General features: G+C 41.5%; 13 protein-coding genes and 1 other RNA gene. 3 read left to right on the top strand and 11 right to left on the bottom strand.

The genetic code is table 11. The annotated features are described in order from the left end of the window. Positions 1–56 precede the first annotated feature (56 nt). From PL11201_RS03640 to PL11201_RS03590, 11 genes are all read right to left on the bottom strand, one after another. Positions 57–2123, bottom strand: coding sequence for an AAA family ATPase (locus tag PL11201_RS03640; protein WP_079677234.1), 2067 nt, complete (start codon positions 2121–2123; stop codon positions 57–59). Next, positions 2120–2359, bottom strand: a complete 240-nt coding sequence (locus PL11201_RS03635; protein ID WP_042156089.1) for a hypothetical protein — start codon at positions 2357–2359, stop codon at positions 2120–2122. Before PL11201_RS03635 ends, PL11201_RS03640 begins: the two co-directional genes overlap by 4 nt. 147 nt (positions 2360–2506) lie before the next feature. Then, the gene (locus PL11201_RS03630; RefSeq protein WP_369821824.1) at positions 2507–3859 is read right to left on the bottom strand and encodes a DNA phosphorothioation system restriction enzyme; all 1353 of its coding nucleotides are present in this window, start codon (positions 3857–3859) and stop codon (positions 2507–2509) included. Between the two features lie 195 nt (positions 3860–4054). Beyond that, positions 4055–4462, bottom strand: coding sequence for a hypothetical protein (locus PL11201_RS03625; protein ID WP_079677232.1), 408 nt, complete (start codon positions 4460–4462; stop codon positions 4055–4057). 125 nt (positions 4463–4587) lie between these two features. After that, positions 4588–4944, bottom strand: coding sequence for a phasin family protein (locus tag PL11201_RS03620; protein WP_079677231.1), 357 nt, complete (start codon positions 4942–4944; stop codon positions 4588–4590). Between the two features lie 103 nt (positions 4945–5047). Next, positions 5048–5144, bottom strand: an RNA gene (gene ffs, locus PL11201_RS03615) — signal recognition particle sRNA small type. 167 nt (positions 5145–5311) lie between these two features. Then, entirely contained in the window at positions 5312–7561 is a 2250-nt protein-coding gene (locus tag PL11201_RS03610) for a GumC family protein (protein ID WP_079677230.1), read from the bottom strand. A gap of 50 nt (positions 7562–7611) precedes the next feature. After that, positions 7612–9270, bottom strand: a complete 1659-nt coding sequence (locus PL11201_RS03605; RefSeq protein WP_079677229.1) for a polysaccharide biosynthesis/export family protein — start codon at positions 9268–9270, stop codon at positions 7612–7614. 63 nt (positions 9271–9333) lie between these two features. Then, positions 9334–10080 (bottom strand): cyanoexosortase B system-associated protein, encoded by a 747-nt coding sequence (locus PL11201_RS03600; RefSeq protein WP_079677228.1) that lies wholly within the window; start codon positions 10078–10080, stop codon positions 9334–9336. A 12-nt stretch (positions 10081–10092) separates the two neighbouring features. After that, positions 10093–10989, bottom strand: coding sequence for a cyanoexosortase B (crtB, locus tag PL11201_RS03595; protein WP_079677227.1), 897 nt, complete (start codon positions 10987–10989; stop codon positions 10093–10095). A gap of 92 nt (positions 10990–11081) precedes the next feature. Then, positions 11082–12221: a DegT/DnrJ/EryC1/StrS family aminotransferase gene (locus PL11201_RS03590; RefSeq protein WP_079677226.1), complete on the bottom strand. Its 1140-nt coding sequence runs from the start codon at positions 12219–12221 to the stop codon at positions 11082–11084. A gap of 268 nt (positions 12222–12489) precedes the next feature. Between PL11201_RS03590 and cysH the strand changes: the two genes are divergently transcribed. From cysH to PL11201_RS03575, 3 genes are all read left to right on the top strand, one after another. Further along, positions 12490–13374, top strand: a complete 885-nt coding sequence (cysH, locus tag PL11201_RS03585; RefSeq protein ID WP_079677225.1) for a phosphoadenosine phosphosulfate reductase — start codon at positions 12490–12492, stop codon at positions 13372–13374. A gap of 630 nt (positions 13375–14004) precedes the next feature. Continuing rightward, positions 14005–16029: a molecular chaperone DnaK gene (dnaK, locus tag PL11201_RS03580; protein WP_079677224.1), complete on the top strand. Its 2025-nt coding sequence runs from the start codon at positions 14005–14007 to the stop codon at positions 16027–16029. A gap of 78 nt (positions 16030–16107) precedes the next feature. Beyond that, a complete protein-coding gene (locus PL11201_RS03575) occupies positions 16108–17097 on the top strand; it encodes a DnaJ C-terminal domain-containing protein (RefSeq protein WP_079677223.1) in 990 nt (329 codons plus the stop codon). The last annotated feature ends 51 nt before the right edge of the window (positions 17098–17148 follow it).

Below are 17148 nucleotides of genomic sequence, written 5' to 3'. Positions count from 1 at the left end.
TATTGATCAGAGTATATCTAATTGCCTATTATTCAGTTTGAGTATTTTTTATGCGTTTAAAAATCATATTCTACTTCTAAAATTTCCGTATATTCAAATTCATTGGGACTTTGATGGACTAAGGGATAACGATTTCCGGCTAATTCTATCCAGTCTTCCTCACAATCGGTTTTAGGAGAATTGTAGGATAAAATATATTCCCGTCCGATACGTTTTTCCATTTCTCGCGCCACTTCTCCTCGCCATTGGGTTTTAGTTACTAAAACAATTAATTGATTCGCTAATTGAGGAATAATACTCGCAATTTGTCGGCGATAAATTTCATCTAAACTGCCAAAAGGAGAGTCCATAACAATCGGAAAGGTACTACTATCGGGGCCCATTAAGGTATTTTTTTGACTCCATTCCCTCACCCCTTCAATAATTCCCCCAATAAATGATAAACTTAAAATTTGATTTTCTCCCGTGGAAGCGGCGACTTCGGCCTCCTCTCCGGCGGTAGTTTCTACTAATTTTAATTCATATTTTTCGGTTAATTTGGGTACATAAGGCGTAAAGGAAATTTGACTAAATAGCTTCTGAACTCGTTTTTCTAACTGATAGCGAAATTGTTGGTCTAAACGGTCTTTAACTTCATTTAAACGCAGAATCGTATCCTGAGTAACCGCAATTCTTCTTTGAACTAAGAGTTGTTTCATTTCATTCATTTGCTGCTTATCGATTTGTCGAGATAAACTCTCAATAGTCTGTTTAAAGGTTTGGATTTGTTGCTGATTTGAACCTGTTTCTCGATTCATTTCACTAATTTTAAGTTCAATTTCATCTACACGTTTTTGTAACTCCTGAATGTCCTCATCAGGAAACTTTCTAAGTTTATTAGTAATACTATCGAGTTCATTTTCAACCCTTTGTAATTCCTCTCTACAAGTTTGAATATTAAGTTGTTGACGATTAATTTCTTCCCAAAATTGAATCCCTTGTTTATCTAATTCATCGACTTGGGTACTCAAACGAATCGCCGTTTCATCAATATCCGCAGTCCCAGCCCGATTTAATAGGTGTTCAACCTGTGCACATTCAGTTTTTCCAGAAATTAATTCCGCCCCACAAATACACTTTTTTTGCTCTAATAAATTTTGCACAAACTGTTTTGTAATTCCAGTATTTAACTCTCCTCGTTCTCGCATACCTGAAAATAAACTTCTAAATTCCGCCGTTAATTCCGGGATTAAAACCGTATAGGCTTTAGTAGAAATAGCCCGATTAATGGCAACATGAGCTTGATGGAGTTGTTCTCGTAATGATTGTTTTTTGCGCTCTAATTCATCCCGCAACTTTTGTAATTCCGCCGCCCCACTCAACTCCATTAATCTCTCACTTAGGGTTAGTTTTAGCTGTTTTTGGTTATCTAATTCTTGATTAATTTCTGTATGTCTTTGCGACAATTTATCAATTTCCTGTTCGGCTTTTTTCTTGTCTTGTAAATATTTTTTAGTTTCGGGGTTGCCAATAATTGCTAAATCCGTTTCTAAGGATTTTTTAGCCTCTCCCAAATGTTTGATGGCTCGATTTAAAACTTCTACCCCTAATAATTCCTTAGTCGCATCAGAAATTTCTACTTTGCGTTCATCCCTAACAATTTGCTCAATTCTCTCTCCATCAAAAAAGAAATATTGATGTAAACTTAAGGGTAAAATTCGATTAATAATTTCCTCCGGTGGGTGAGGTGGTATTGCCCATCGGCCATCATCTCCAGCCACCTGCATTGATAATTCACTGCGACTCTGTTCTATCTCATTCCCATTTTTATACGCTCGACAAATGCGTTTAACTGAATATCGTTTATGATCATGATCAAAAACTAATTCAACCCAACATCCTATGGCTTTTGTAGGTTCGGCTTCATTTAAAGCTCGTTTATTAACAAGGTGTTCAGAAATAGAAAATGCTGCACTAAACTTTTCATATAAAACCCAAGTGAAAGCATTCATTAAGGTGGTTTTTCCGGCTCCATTATTACCATGAATAACCGTTGTATTCTTTTCTCCAAACCCTAAATGAATTTCTGGAGTTTTCCCATAGAATTGTCGAAAGTTACAGAGTTGAATTGAAATTAATCTCATTTCACCACATCCTTAATAATTTTGAGAATATCATCATTAATATTACGGGGATTTTTCATATACAATTTATCTCGTTCCGCTTGTAATACCCGTTCAATAATTTCTCGCACTTCTGGGGAAGCATTGATAATCGGGTCTTGAGCTTCTTTAGGATTAATGTTATCCCCATAGGTAGATTTTTTCTCCGAGAAAACATTAGCAATAGTGGTAATAATACTTTCAGAATATTTAAACATTTTAATTATCCCCTTATTATGGCAGTCGGCACTACCCTCAATATTACAATATTTTGTCAACTTCTTGCCATTGTTGCCCGTTGTTGCGCTTCAGCGCTCCGGGGAGGGGCTAAAGCCCAACAACGAAATTTGCAATCCAAAATAAGATTATAAATCTAATAACCCATATCGTTTTTGTAACTGAAGTAATTTTAATCTCGCTTCCCCGGCATTATCAGCTAAATTGGCAAATTCCAAAAACCTTTTTAACTCTTTTCTTAACAAATTTCGTTCAACTTCTAAGGTATTTCTATCCAAATCTGGCGGTAATACAATCATATCAAATAACGTTGCCCTTTCTTTCCCTGGATGGGGTCTTAATATTCTTCCCCGTCGCTGAATAAATTGCCGAGGATTACAACTACTAGCTAATATTACCGCATTTTTAATCGCTGGAATATCAACTCCTTCATCTAAACAACGAATAGCAACTAACCCTTGTAATTCTCCTTGTTCAAATTGTTGGCGTAATTTTTCCCGTTCAATTAAAGGAGTTTCGGCGGTATAAGTATTCACCCGATATCCTAATTCTGACCCTAACAATTCAACCGTGGCTTCTAATTGTCGGGGGGAATAATCCTCTAGGGTTTCTACACTGCCATCCCCACAATAAAATAAAGTATGAGTTGTATGTAACCGGGTTTTCATTAACTGACGTAGGGCATCTAACTTATTACTGGCGGAGGCAATTAACCGAGATCTTTGAATTAATAAAGCGGTGATAGTTTCGTTCTGTTCCCAGTCTTTATCCTTGATCAATGCCCAACCAATGCGAGTGGTTAATCGATGATAAGCTCGACTTTCGGCTTCGGTTAATTCGACTAAAATTGGATAATATAAATACCGCACTAACGCCCCTTGACGAATGGCTTCAGCTAGGGTTAATTCCGGTTGTAAAACTGGCCCAAAATACTCTAAAATAGCATCGCTGCCACTTTGGTCAAAATGTCGTTCAGGAGTCGCAGAAAGGGCTAATCTCAAGCCAATATTTCGGGGTAAACTTTCTTCTAACTTGGGACTTCCTAAATTATGGGCTTCATCCCCAATGATCAGAGTTTTTTCAGGAAAATAACGAATTTGAGATTGCAAACCTTCAGAAATTAAGGTAGAATTAGTGGTAATAACCGTTAAAAAAGACTGAGTTCCGGCTCTTAATTGATAGAGTTCCACCGATAATTGTTTTTGCCAATGACGGACACTTTCAAAAGCTAAAATCGGTTGTAATCCAAACTTTTTAGCCTCCTTTTCCCATTGAATTACTAAATGGCGATAGGGGCAAATAATGATAATTGCTTGTAATCTAATTTGATCATATAATTGAGTAGCGATCGCCAAAGCAGTAATGGTTTTACCGCTTCCCGTTGCCATTTTTAACGTTCCCCGCCCTCGATTAGCAAACCAGTTATTCACCGCTTGCTGTTGATACTCTCGTAGATGCAAAGATAAGGGAATTTGAGGCATACAGTTATCAGTCATCAGTCAATTCAGTTATCAGTCATCAGTTAACAGTTATCAGTTAATTCAGTTATCAGTCATCAGTTAATGGTGAATTTATTAACTGATTATCCCAAGTCAGAAACTCAATTATTAGAAAACCTAAAAAATCAATCCCCATTACTCACTCGTAATTCGCAATTCGCAATTTGTAATTCGTAATTACCCTTCCCAGTCTGGACAGGTTTCTGCTTGGGCACCCATTGGGTGCATTCCACAAACTAATAAATTTCCCCCATAAACTTGTCCGTGATAATGTTGGCATCCTCGACAAGCCGGATGTTCGGTTTCCGTGGGTTGAATATATGTGACAAAGGGATCAAAATGTTCATCCTCGTCCTCTAAATCCAAATCCAAATAAATATCAATAATCGGTTCAAAGATATCATTGATATATTCATCCAATTCGGGAAGAATTTTATTTTGTACCTCATCGGTAATTTCTTCCGAGATCTTGGTGAGTTCGTTTAGTATTTCGTTCAATTCTTCAGTCACGTCTGTAAAAAACTTCTCCATGTCAGAAACGGTTGTTTCTATCGCTTCTACAATACTTTTTGACCAATCTTCCATGACACTGATAACCAGTTTTCTAAATAATTTATATAAAATATAGCAAAAAACAGCTATACCAGAATTCTAGTATAGCGCGATTGAATTAACCCTTCACCTTGAATTTTTTCTGTCGGGTCAACCTCCTAATCTTTCTGGAGACGACGCAATTCCTCCTGTAAATCCCGCACCTGGTCTTTTAACTGATCAACCCCATTATCCCCAGAATCATCATCATCAGAAATCTCAATCCGACGAGGTTCTGGTTTTTTGGATGGGGGCGTGGGTTCATTCGTCGGTTGTTGCACTTGCTGAATCGTATCTTCCACAAAACGACGCGCTTCTTCTGTGGTCATTTCGCCCCGCTTGACTAGCTCATCGGCTAGTTTTTGGGCATCTGTGCGTAATTCTGCCAGAGTTTTACTAGCTTTTTCACCCGCATAGGAGGCTAAACCCACCCCTAAATAAACCGCTTTTTGGACAAGATCTCCGAAACCCGCCATAACGACTCCAGTTTCTTAAAATATTAGTAATTACACACTTGCTGGCTAAAGGTTAATCAACTTGGTCTGTAATCCGTTTTCAATCCCGATATCGTCTCAAAAAAGTGACCCGGAGTTTACGCCTATCAGAAGCATCCCGTATTGCTGCCACCTTCCGGTTCTGACAAGATTTGGGCGTTCCAATCGCATAAGTCCAGGTCATTTACTACTATAACACAATTTTTGATTTTGCAACCCAAAACCCTAAATCAATTTCAAATTACGAATTACGAATGGGTAATCGGTAATAGTTTACTCCCCCTGCCTCCCCTGCCTCCCCTGCCTCCCCTGCCTCCCCTGCCTCCCCTGCTCCCCCTGCTCCCCCTGCTCACTTCCTCGCCCTAGCAGGTAATCGTTTCTGCTTCTTATTAGGAGCTTTAGGTTTTAACGCAGGTCGAGGGCGAGGTTGAGCTCGAACGGGTTGGTCATGTTCGAGGGAGTCTTCCTCAAAGTAGTCAACAAAAATATCCGCCCCATTCACAATTGCCCCTAAAAGTCGCGGACGATATTTTTTGGGATCGGCTGACTCGGTATCCATTAATCTGTCCGTAACCTCTCCTAATAGCCCCGAGGCGGTGTAAATTGGACGGGTAACAATTACCATCCCATCGGTGTAGGGTTCCAAGGTTAAAACATCATTATTGCCTTCTAAAGCCGGACTATCCACCACCACAAAATCAAACCGATAGCGGACTTCTTCTAACAAACGGCGCAATTCACTCGATTCTAAAACCGTTGCTGGGTGACGAACTCCCCCCGGACTGGGAATCACATATAAGTTAGCCACATCGGGAACTAGACGAATACAACCATATAAATCTCCATAATATTGTAGGGGTTCCACCGCACTCTGGGAATCCAGGGCCAATCCTAAAGATTCTACTTCCGAAGGTGATCGCAAATCCGCTTCAATTAATAGAGTCCGTTTACCACTGCGAGCCGCGGCGATCGCTAAATTATAGGCACTTAAGGTTTTTCCTTCCCCGGTTCCCACACTAGTGATTAAAATAACTTTAGGAGATTTATTTCCCACCCGTTGTAAATTACTGCGAATTTTTTCATAAAATTCCAGATAGGGGGAATAACGTTTAAGTAACAACGGTAAAACATAATCTTCTGGGAATAAAAACACATTAGGCACCACACCCAAAAGGGGAACTTCTCGCTCTTTAAACGCTCCTTGAATTTCTTCCCAGGTGTAGAATTTCCCACTCAACATTCCCAGGACAAAAATAATCACCGCCCCGCCTAAAACTCCTCCGAGTCCTCCCATTGCCAGGATTAAAGCCATACTCAACGCTTTAGGAATTTCGATATCAGGAGCCTGTGCGTCTTTGGCGATCGCTAAACTACTGGTAATTTCAGCTTCAGCCGCTTTCGCATCCACTAACTTCACCTGCATTTGATCATACAAGGCTTTTTTATAAGCTACTTGCTGTTCTAGCCGTTGTTTTTCCGATTGTTTATTCGGAATATCAGCGTAATTCCGCTTGAGGTCTTCTCCGGTTTTTTGGGATGATATTAATTGTTGTTCTAAACTTTCCTTTTGAGTTTTTAACCCAATTAAATTTTGAGCTAATTGTTGACGAGTTGGATCAAGAGAAGAATCAACCCTAATTTTATCCACACTGACTAAAGGAGCCGCAATTCCACCTCCTCCCAATACTTCTGAAGCTCGAGATTGTAACTGTTTTTCGGCGGCTTGTTGACGTTTGACTAATTCTGCAACTAAAGGATGTTGATCTTTATAATCCTTGCGTAAAACCACTAATTGGGATTCGATTTCATACAATTGAACCCGCAGTTGAGCAATAATTGGATCAGAGGCTAACGCTTGAGCCACAAAGGCTTGGTCAGCATTTAAACCCAACTGAGATTCCAAACTTGCCACTTGAGCGTTCAGGGCACTTAACTGTAACTGAATTTGTTTTTGCTGCTCTTCATTGGCTAAAATTGCTGCGGGTAAGGAGCCACCTTCTAAACTTAAAATTGTAGCTCCTTCCCGTTTATCATAATTTTCTAACTCTTTTTCTGCCTGTCTCAATTCTGCTTCGGCTGGTTTTAATCTTTCTTGAATTAGATTAATAATACTATTTAATTGTTGAGTATTAATGACACGACTTTGTTCATACATTGTTTTCATAAGTTTATTCACAAAAGTTACCGCCCGTTCTCGATTAGGATCTAAATAAGCAATGGTAATTTTCATCGGAGAACCGGGAGCATCTTTAGTACCAGCAGCAGCCGGCTGCACCTGAATCGATAATTTTTTTTTCAATTCCTCATTCGGAACCAGATGATATTCTTTCAGAATCGGTTCTAAAATGGCTGGAGGAAGTAACATTTCAGAAGTGAGTTGTTGTCCTTGTTGTTGAATTACCTCACCCGTTTTAGAAAAGATCACCGGACTACTTTGACCCATCAGAATACCCGTTGCTTTATAGGGAGGAATAGCCGGAGGTTCCATCAACATTGCAGCGGCTCCCGATGCCCCCAACGCGACAATAAAGGTGGCAAAACCCGCCAATTTATATTGATCAAAAGCAATTAAATATCGTTTAACAATCGGTAAAGTCATAATAATATGGGTAATGGGTAATAAAAAATAGGATGATAGGTATTAACTGCTTATTTTTTCTTGTTACTATTACTGCTACCACTACTGCTACCACCAGGACTAAATAGATTTTCCACCCCGTTTTGTAACTGTTGGAAAAATAGGAGAAATCCGAGAATATCGCGAAAAGGTTGAGTAAAAGTATTTAAAGCAAAACTCACCCGAGTGATTAAATTGCGGTTAACAACAATCACATCATTGTCTTGTAATAAAACATTATCCGTGGCATCCCCCGCTAATACATTTTTACCATTTAAAAGTTGTTTTGTGGGTTTTCCAGTTTCTGGATCATAACGAATTAAAGCAATTTCCTGTAAATCCGCTAAATTCAAAGGAACGGAATTTAATACATCAATAAAACTACTACCATTTTGTAATGCTACCGTTCCCACCGTACTCACAGGATAACTCAAAATTCTTACCGTAATTTGAGGACTGGCTAAGGTTGATGTCGCCACCAACCGTTGATCATAACCTGACCCTTCATCCGGTTGTAGTTTCGGGATAATAATAGCGTCGCCATTTTGTAATGAAACATTCGGTAAAGCCGTAGCTTCTTGAATGGGAGTATACAAATCGATAATATCTTCGATTAAGCGACCATCGGCCGTCATCCGACAAATCAAAACCGACCGTAAATCCGAGGTGATTCTTGCCCCACCAGCAGCTTGAATAGCCGTTGTTACCTGTCCACTGCCTGGGGGAAGTTGATAAAATCCTGGTCGGGTGACATCTCCCACAATGGTTACACTAACGGCTGTGGGGGCGGCGGCCAAACTATAGGTTTCTAAAATATTCCGAGTTGGCCCTTGATAGGCCCGCACCTCCTGGGAGGGAACCACAATCACATCCCCATCTTCAAGTAACAAATCCACAGGTCTCACGCCTAATAATAACGGTGTCAGCAAATCCACATCCGTTTCTACCACCTGGCCATTAGCTAAGGTACGCCGAATTTTGACCATTCTTAAATCCGCCGCCGTTGTGGTTCCCTGGGCCGTTGTCAGGGCAATCGGGAGTTCAGGACTGGCTAAGGGATAAAATCCGGGTCTAGCCACTTCCCCGGTCACCGTCACCCTGACCGGACGCTGGGTTAATAGGGAAAGATTGGTTTGGGGATTTTGGACAAAAGGAGTTAAACGGCTATTAATAATCCTTTGTACCTGCTCCAAGGTTAAATCCTGAACCCGAATGGCTCCAATTAAAGGTAATAAAATCGCACCATCGGGGGTAACGGCCGTAACGGGGACGCTGAGATCATTAGAACGCTGGCCATTAATAAATACATCAATATAGAGTTGATCCCCTGGGCCAAGACGATAATTGACCCCGCGATTTTCACTTAAACGCCGGAAATAAATATTATCAATGGGGGGGGCAACGGCTCCAGAACGGTCTAAGACGGGATTTCCGGCCCGGTCAAACAGTTGTATTATTTGGGGCCAGGTGGGTTGGGGAAAGCTCGGGGGCCGTAACTTTGCCCCCGGATAGGGTTGGGTGACTACTCCTTGGGGAATCACACATTTTTCTGGAAGATTGACGGTTTGGGCCATAACCCTTTGTCGGCTGGAAAATCCCCAGAGCAAGGTGGCGAAACAGACTATCCAACTGGTGGAATAAAGACTGGCGAGGACTAGGGATACAAAGGTCTGGCGACAACGTTGATTCATAATTAACTCATCTAGCAGCGTCGGTGAAGGAATTGTGGTGTAGCAATTGTGATGTCTACGCAGTTAGGACTCATACTGAGACAGCAAACCTGTTTTTGCCTCCCCATTCCCGGTTCCGATGTTCCCTGCTATAAATAAGGCTTTAGCCATTAGGGATGCTTGTATACTTTCACCCAGGGAAACGGCCACGGGCCAGACATCCTGAATATTATCTAAGGGTTTAATCGGAATCAAAAGACTAACACCCACCCAGGGGGCGCGATGCTGATGGAGTTGGGCCCAACGATCAATCCAAAACCAACGACTTGGGGCGGGATTTCCACCGTTGGGCCAAGCGTACCACTGAGTCACGGCCCAGGTCTGAGTTGCAGTCCAGGCTCTAAAAAATTGAACTTCAATTTCCGCCGGGCTAATTTCACCGGCGGTGGATTTTAGGGAAAAGCGATCGTAACTGAAATCATCGGTTTTCCACCCGAGCAATCCATTCAGATCCATCCATTCCAGTTGAGGCTGATCTTTATAGTAATTTTGAGGAAATAATAGCACCGTTGCTGTCTGATTATCGCGTTTTACTTCTTGTTTTAACCACTGTTTACTGCCCGCACCCAAGGATTCAATTTTAACCGTTTGCCATCCTGGAATTGTCAAACCTTCCTTTCTAATGGTTTGAAGTTGGGGCAAGGTTTGGAGTTGGGGCATATCCATCCATGACCACTTTTGATTAATATAGCCCGGCAGTGCTGCACCGATTAATAATACCATCATTAAGATGACAATGATAATTTTATACTGTTTTTGTTGCAGAATCATATTAGTTATCAGTTATTGATCGGGTTGTTCTAATGGATCTTCGGAATCGATTCCTATATAATGTTGTAAGCCATTAATTAATACAACTAATAAACCCAACATACAGGCTGAATATAAATCTCCGCCCCAACCTTCATGCAGCCAGGAAAATAACCCCTCTTGACCTGTGCCATGGAACAGAGTTAACAAGGTATTGCGAATAATATTGGCAATAATACTAATTATTGCCGCACTCAATAAAAAGAAGATACTTAATTTTTTTGAACTTAAAAGTCCTGTCCAGTACAGTAACATTAATCCAACATAAAGACTGGTAAATAACATTTTTAACCCGGAACAGTGTGGGGCAACTTCAACAATTTGATCATTCACAAACAAATAAATTTGTTCTACCTGAACATTCAAGCCAAACTGAATCAAAATAAATCCAGCAACATGAGCAATAAATTTCTGCAAAGGTAAGGCTAGGGGTTCTATTAAATAGGGTAAATGATGGGGGGTTGCTAGTAATATAAACACTAAGGGCATTTTTTGTAATTTTAAGCCTTCAATTCCTTTAAACGATAGGCAAAGTCCTGCCAACATTAAAGGAAAAGAAAGATTAACTAAATCTGATAAACCGCTCCAATAAAAACCACTCCCAATCAGAATTAATCCGATGCCTAACGGATGGCTGGTATTGGGTAAACGTTTCCACTGATGTCGTTTTGTCCAGGCAATATAAGCTGCAAAAGGCAACCCAATTAAACCATGACTAAAATATTCATGTTCAATGCTGATCGTTTTATGCAGCCAACCGTCATACCAATGAATTAAAAGTGGTGCATACAACAACACCATTAACACAACAATCATCCAATTTAATAGAGATTTTTCCAGCGTGATTGGAATTTTACGATTGATTTTCATAACACTTATTGACGGTTAACCGTTGACCTGAAAAAGTAGGGGCGGGGTCTCCCCGCCCAAGGAATTTCCTTGCCCAAGGGATTTAGGATAATCTAAGATATAACAGACCCAATTGATGTCAAAACTCGATTAATTTGGTTAGTTGTTAATCCGGGATACATGGGTAAGGATAAAATTTGTTGACTTAATTTTTCAGCTTGAGGAAAGTCTCCTTCTTTGTAACCTAAATATTGATAAGCGGGTTGTAAATGGCAAGGAATGGGGTAATGAATTCCGACCTGTATTCCCTGTTCCGTTAATCTATCTTTGAGGGTATCACGATTAACCGCCGATTCTTCCGTTACCCGAATCACATAGAGATGATAAACATGACCATCGGCACTCTGATTTTCAATCGGAATAATACCCCGTTCTCGCAACAATAGAATAGACGCATCATATTTTTCCGCAGCAAAATTGCGATCGTGATTCCAAGTGTTTAAATGGGGTAACTTAACATTTAGAACGGCGGCTTGTAAGGTATCAAGACGGCTATTTGTTCCTTTTTCGGTATGGAGATATTTTTGAGGAGCTCCATAATTGCGTAGACTCCGCAGATTTTGGGCAACAATTTCATTCTGGGTTACAACCATTCCCCCATCCCCAAAAGCACCCAAATTTTTACTCGGATAAAAACTAAAAGCCGCAGCTAACCCAATACTTCCAGCACCATAACTTTCTCGCTCGGCTAGGTGGGCTTGGGCTGCATCTTCAAAAATAATTAAATTATGGGCCTGAGCAAAAGCAAACAGTTGATGGGGGGAAACCATTTGGCCATAGAGATGCACCGGAATAATCGCCTTGGTTTTTTTCGTGACCACCTGATCCGCATGGTTGAGATCAATCAGGGCCGTATGGGGGTCACAATCGACTAATATTGGAGTGGCCCCCGCGTGTAATACCCCGATCAGCGTAGCCACAAAAGTATTAGCCGGAAGCAGAACTTCATCCCCGGGTTTAATTCCACAGGCTTGTAAACCCAGAGCGATCGCATCGGTGCCACTGGCCACTCCTACCCCATACGGCACACCACAGGCTTTAGCAAAGGCGATTTCAAATTCCGTCAGGGCCTGACCTAAAACAAAGTCGCCCTTATCTATTACAGCCTGGATCGCGGCTTGAATTTCGGGTTTAAGGGGTTCGTGGATCAAACTCAAATCCACAAAGGGAACAGAAGTTAGGGTGCTAGTCATACAGGAACCATGAGCATACATCAGCAACACCAGCATAACTTAACCTTTAGCAGCCAACTTCTGATCTGATCATTGCAGAAACGATTTATTGTAAAATTAAAACAGAATCCATAAAGTCACAAAATATCAGGGTCGGGTTAGCTGTAGGGGTGTTCCAAACCCTTTGCATAAGGTTAGAAAGTGCGAAAATGACTAACCCTGGTAATCCAGTGTTAAGTCAATTCCCAAGGCCCTTTATCGTTTACTAACAAGGGAAACCACAAAAACTATGCCACAATTGAATCTGATCGATCCCAATGTCAACGGGAATCTCGGGTATGTATCTTCTCCCGTTACTAACGGTCACACTTCTTTCCAACAGCACCGTGATCTTCGGGATCAAACCTCAGAGCATAAGGCAATTCCAGGGATTCAACCACTCGAATTCGATTTGGATGCAACTAATCAACAATTGATTGATGCCGATGCCGTTACTATTGTCAAATGGGCGGCGGAAGTATTTGGGAATGGCTTGGTCATGAGTACCAGTTTTGGAATTCAAGCGGCGGTGATGTTGCATTTAGTCACTAGCGTTGTTCCAAATATTCCGATTATTTGGGTTGATACGGGTTATTTACCCACAGAAACCTATATTTTTGCCGAACAGTTAACAGAACGCCTCAACCTAAATTTAAAAGTCTATCAATCTCCGATGAGTCCAGCCCGCATGGAAGCACTACGCGGTCGATTATGGGAAAAAGATGATATTGAATCTTTAAACTATTACGACAAAATTCGTAAGGTTGAACCGATGCAACGGGCTTTAAAAGAATTAAAGGCGACGGCTTGGTTAGCGGGATTACGCGCCGATCAAACCCACCATCGCAAAACCTTAAATCCGGTTGTTCAACAGTCGGGAAGATACAAAGTTCATCCGATTTTGTCTTGGAGTTCCAGGGATATTTACCAATATTTAACAGCCCATGATTTGCCCTACCATCCCTATTTTGATCTCGGTTATGCCACCGTGGGAGATTGGCATTCTAGCCGTCCTTTAATGGCAACGGATGAAAATGAACGGGATACTCGTTTTCGCGGCTTAAAACAGGAATGTGGTTTACATCTACCCCAAACGGAAGAAGAAGCAAAAAGTTTGGATTCCAGTTACTTATAGGTCAAGTATTTTCCCCCATCCCCCGCCACAGATTTCGGGGGATTTTTTCTTGCGAAAATATTACTCCCTGGGGGTTCACCAGAGGGCGTTTTCAAAGTTGGGTGTAAAATATCCATATCAAAAATTGAAGTAAGTCACCTACCCTGCAGTGCTTTAACCAGAGGTGGGATTCTCCCCAAGCTAAAGAGCGGGTATGCCCTACCCTATTCGCACGAATGCGAGTTCTTTTTGACTTGAAACTAATTGGTTTCAAAAAAACTGGTTGTTGAGCTTCCCACGAATCTTTTACCCACTGCTGGGGGAAACTAGAACTGTGCAGTAGAACCCTATAGATTCACTTGTCAAGGTGAGCGCGTTTTGCCGTTAGGCATACTAGGTTTTTAGACAGGTTGTTTATCTTTTCGGTGTGACTGGAAATGGTAGCACAATCAGATGTCAATAGACAACCTAATATAAAGCCTAAGTAGAACTTAGGGGTTTTAAACCCATTTTTTCGATAATCTTTCCCATACTTGCGAAAATATTACGCCCGGGGGTTCACCGCACGGGTCAGACGTTACAATGCGTAACAACACGATAGAATAGGAGTGATCTAGCCAGAAACCATATAGACAAGGAGATAAGCAACGCATGGGCAAAGTAGTCGGCATTGACTTGGGAACAACAAACTCCGTGGTTGCGGTCATGGAGGGCGGAAAACCCGTTGTGATTGCTAACTCTGAAGGGATGCGAACCACCCCCTCCGTGGTTGGGTTTACCAAGGAAGGAGAACGCATCGTGGGACAGATGGCTAGACGACAGGCGGTTTTGAATCCCCAAAATACCTTTTATGGGGTGAAACGACTCATGGGTTGTCGCTATTCTGACCTCACCGCCGCCTCTAAACGGGTTCCCTACACGATGCGACGGGATGAAACCGATAATATTCGGATTAAATGTCCCCGGGTGAATAAGGATTTTGCCCCGGAGGAACTTTCGGCGATGATCTTAAAAAAATTAGTCGAAGAAGCGACCCGCTATTTAGGGGAAGAAATTACCGGGGCTGTAATTACGGTACCCGCCTATTTTAATGATTCTCAAAGACAAGCGACCAGAGATGCTGGACGCATTGCCGGATTAGAGGTTAAACGCATATTAAATGAACCGACGGCGGCTTCTTTAGCCTATGGTTTGGAACGGCAAGATTATGGCACGATTTTAGTCTTTGATTTGGGCGGTGGCACCTTTGATGTCTCGATTTTAGAGGTCGGGGAAGGGGTATTTGAAGTTAAATCGACCTGTGGAGATACCCAACTGGGCGGAACGGATTTTGATCAGAAAATTGTGGATTGGTTGGCGGAACAATTCCTATCAGAAGAAGCGGTGGATTTAAGGCGCGATCGCCAATCTTTACAACGCTTAACAGAAGCCGCCGAAAAAGCTAAAATCGAGCTTTCCGGGGTGGGAGTAACCGATATTAATTTACCGTTTATTGCCGCTACCGAAGATGGCCCTAAACACTTAGAAATTCGCCTGACTAGAGGGGAATTTGAGGGGTTATGTGGGGATTTAATTCAACGGTTACGCCGTCCGGTCAAACAGGCCTTAGCCGATGCCGGATTAACCTCTAATGATATTGATGATGTGATCTTAGTCGGGGGTTCTACCCGAATGCCCATGGTGCAACAATTAGTGAGAAGTTTAATTGATTTAGAACCGAATCAAGGAGTTAATCCCGATGAAGTAGTGGCTGTTGGGGCGGCAATTCAAGCGGGTATTTTGGGGGGAGATGTGCGGGATGTTTTATTATTAGATGTAACTCCGTTATCCTTGGGATTAGAAACTATTGGGGGAGTGATGAAAAAATTAATTCCTCGCAATACAACTATTCCCGTGCGGCGTTCTGATATTTTTTCAACTTCTGAAAATAATCAAACTTTAGTGGAAGTTCATATCCTACAAGGGGAACGAGAATTAGCCGTTGATAATAAATCTTTAGGGCGATTTAAGTTAACTGGGATTCCTCCCGCCCCCCGAGGGGTTCCGCAAGTTCAAGTGGCGCTGGATATTGATGCCAATGGTATTCTACAAGTCACCGCTTTAGATAAAACCACCGGACGGGAACAAAGTGTAATTATTCAAGGGGCTTCTACCCTGTCTCAAGAAGAAGTGAATCGCATGATTAAGGATGCGGAAAAGTATGCAGAAGTTGACCGTTTGCAACGGGAAAAGGTCGAAAAACGCAACCGCGCCCAAGCTTTAACCTATCAAGCAGAACGACAATTAAGGGAAGTAGCCTTAGATTATGGAATGCAATTTGCTCAACGTCAACGGTCAAGAATTGAAACCTTAATTCGTTCTTTAAGAGATAGTTTAGAACGGGATGATGACCGAGGAATTGATCAAATTAGTGTGGATTTACAGGACGCTTTATATGAGTTAAGTCGGGAAGTCTCCGTCTTTACCATGGAGGATGATGAGGATGATTTATTTGGTTCCATTCGCCGAACTTTTTCTGGTGAAAAACGTCGAGTTGATCCCTATGAACCTCAAACTCGCAGTTATCCCCGTTATGACCAACGCAATAACAATGGTAGTAGTTTGGGCGGGGGTACAACTCGTTCCCGTCGCCCCACTCAAACCGATAATTGGGATGATGATGATGATTGGTTGTAATAACCCTAGAAACCCCTGGAAACCGGGTTTCTACTAAATTTAAATTAAATTTAACCTTTAAAATCCTAACATCAACCTATGCAAAATTTTCGGAATTATTATCAAATTTTAGGGGTTTCGCGTGAAGCATCCATTGATGAAATTAAGAAGGCCTATCGACGGCTCGCCAGACAATATCACCCCGACTTAAATCCTGGGGATAAGGAAGCCGAAGAAACCTTTAAAGATATTGGAGAAGCCTATAATATTCTATCCGATCCTGAAAAACGAGCGCAATATGATGATTACAGTCAATTTTGGAAACAAAAAGGGTTCCAAGATTGGCAAAAAAATGCTTTTTCCGGCCTGAAAAACTGGGGGAGTCGTCGGACAATTTCTCAAACTGAAGATGTAGATTATGGGGATTTTTCGGATTTTGATACCTTTGTTGACCAATTATTAGGACGGCGGCGAGAAGTCCGAACCGTTGACCCGAAAGCGGCTCAAATGACGGCGGCTGACCCCTATAATTCCCCTCGGACAAAAGCCGTTTATAAACCCACTCCTCGGGAAACAAAACGGGATATTGAGGCGCGATTAACCTTACCTTTGGAAAAGGCCTATACTGGCGGAACAGAACGGATTCGTTTGGAGGATGGACGGTCTTTAGAAGTGGATTTACCCCCGGGAATGGTGAAAGGTCAACAAATTAGATTAAAAAATCAAGGGATGAATGGCGGGGATTTATTTTTAAAAATTAATATTACTCCCCACCCCTTTTTTAGATTAGAAAAATCGGAAATTTATTGTCAAATTCCGGTCACTCCCACGGAAGCTATATTAGGAGGAGAAATTGATATTCCGACTTTAGATGGTTTAGTTAAAATGCGTTTACCTTTGGGAGTTGTCTCCGGTCAACGGTTACGATTAGCAAATAAAGGGTATCCCAATCCTCAAGGAGAAAGGGGAGACCAATTAATTGAAATTCAAGTGGTTATTCCTAAAACCATTACTCCCCAAGAACGAGAATTATATGAACAATTACGTCAAATTGAAACCTTTAAACCCCGTCAAAATTTAAGGTTTTAATAGTATAGCGCTAGGGAACAGGGAACAGGGAAAGGGTTTCAGAACTCAAAA

This window comes from Planktothrix sp. PCC 11201, assembly GCF_900009135.1.
GTDB lineage: Bacteria > Cyanobacteriota > Cyanobacteriia > Cyanobacteriales > Microcoleaceae > Planktothrix.
This window is presented reverse-complemented; position numbering and strand designations above follow the sequence as displayed.

Bases quoted from the DNA above. Each gene is read 5' to 3' on its own strand.
- PL11201_RS03640 (WP_079677234.1), bottom strand. From the start codon at position 2,123: ATGAGATTAATTTCAATTCAACTCTGTAACTTTCGACAATTCTATGGG.
- crtB (WP_079677227.1), bottom strand. From the start codon at position 10,989: ATGAAAATCAATCGTAAAATTCCAATCACGCTGGAAAAATCTCTATTA.
- PL11201_RS03620 (WP_079677231.1), bottom strand. From the start codon at position 4,944: ATGGCGGGTTTCGGAGATCTTGTCCAAAAAGCGGTTTATTTAGGGGTG.
- PL11201_RS03590 (WP_079677226.1), bottom strand. From the start codon at position 12,221: ATGACTAGCACCCTAACTTCTGTTCCCTTTGTGGATTTGAGTTTGATC.
- PL11201_RS03600 (WP_079677228.1), bottom strand. From the start codon at position 10,080: ATGATTCTGCAACAAAAACAGTATAAAATTATCATTGTCATCTTAATG.
- dnaK (WP_079677224.1), top strand. From the start codon at position 14,005: ATGGGCAAAGTAGTCGGCATTGACTTGGGAACAACAAACTCCGTGGTT.
- PL11201_RS03625 (WP_079677232.1), bottom strand. From the start codon at position 4,462: ATGGAAGATTGGTCAAAAAGTATTGTAGAAGCGATAGAAACAACCGTT.
- PL11201_RS03630 (WP_369821824.1), bottom strand. From the start codon at position 3,859: ATGCCTCAAATTCCCTTATCTTTGCATCTACGAGAGTATCAACAGCAA.
- PL11201_RS03575 (WP_079677223.1), top strand. From the start codon at position 16,108: ATGCAAAATTTTCGGAATTATTATCAAATTTTAGGGGTTTCGCGTGAA.
- cysH (WP_079677225.1), top strand. From the start codon at position 12,490: ATGCCACAATTGAATCTGATCGATCCCAATGTCAACGGGAATCTCGGG.
- PL11201_RS03635 (WP_042156089.1), bottom strand. From the start codon at position 2,359: ATGTTTAAATATTCTGAAAGTATTATTACCACTATTGCTAATGTTTTC.
- PL11201_RS03610 (WP_079677230.1), bottom strand. From the start codon at position 7,561: ATGACTTTACCGATTGTTAAACGATATTTAATTGCTTTTGATCAATAT.
- PL11201_RS03605 (WP_079677229.1), bottom strand. From the start codon at position 9,270: ATGAATCAACGTTGTCGCCAGACCTTTGTATCCCTAGTCCTCGCCAGT.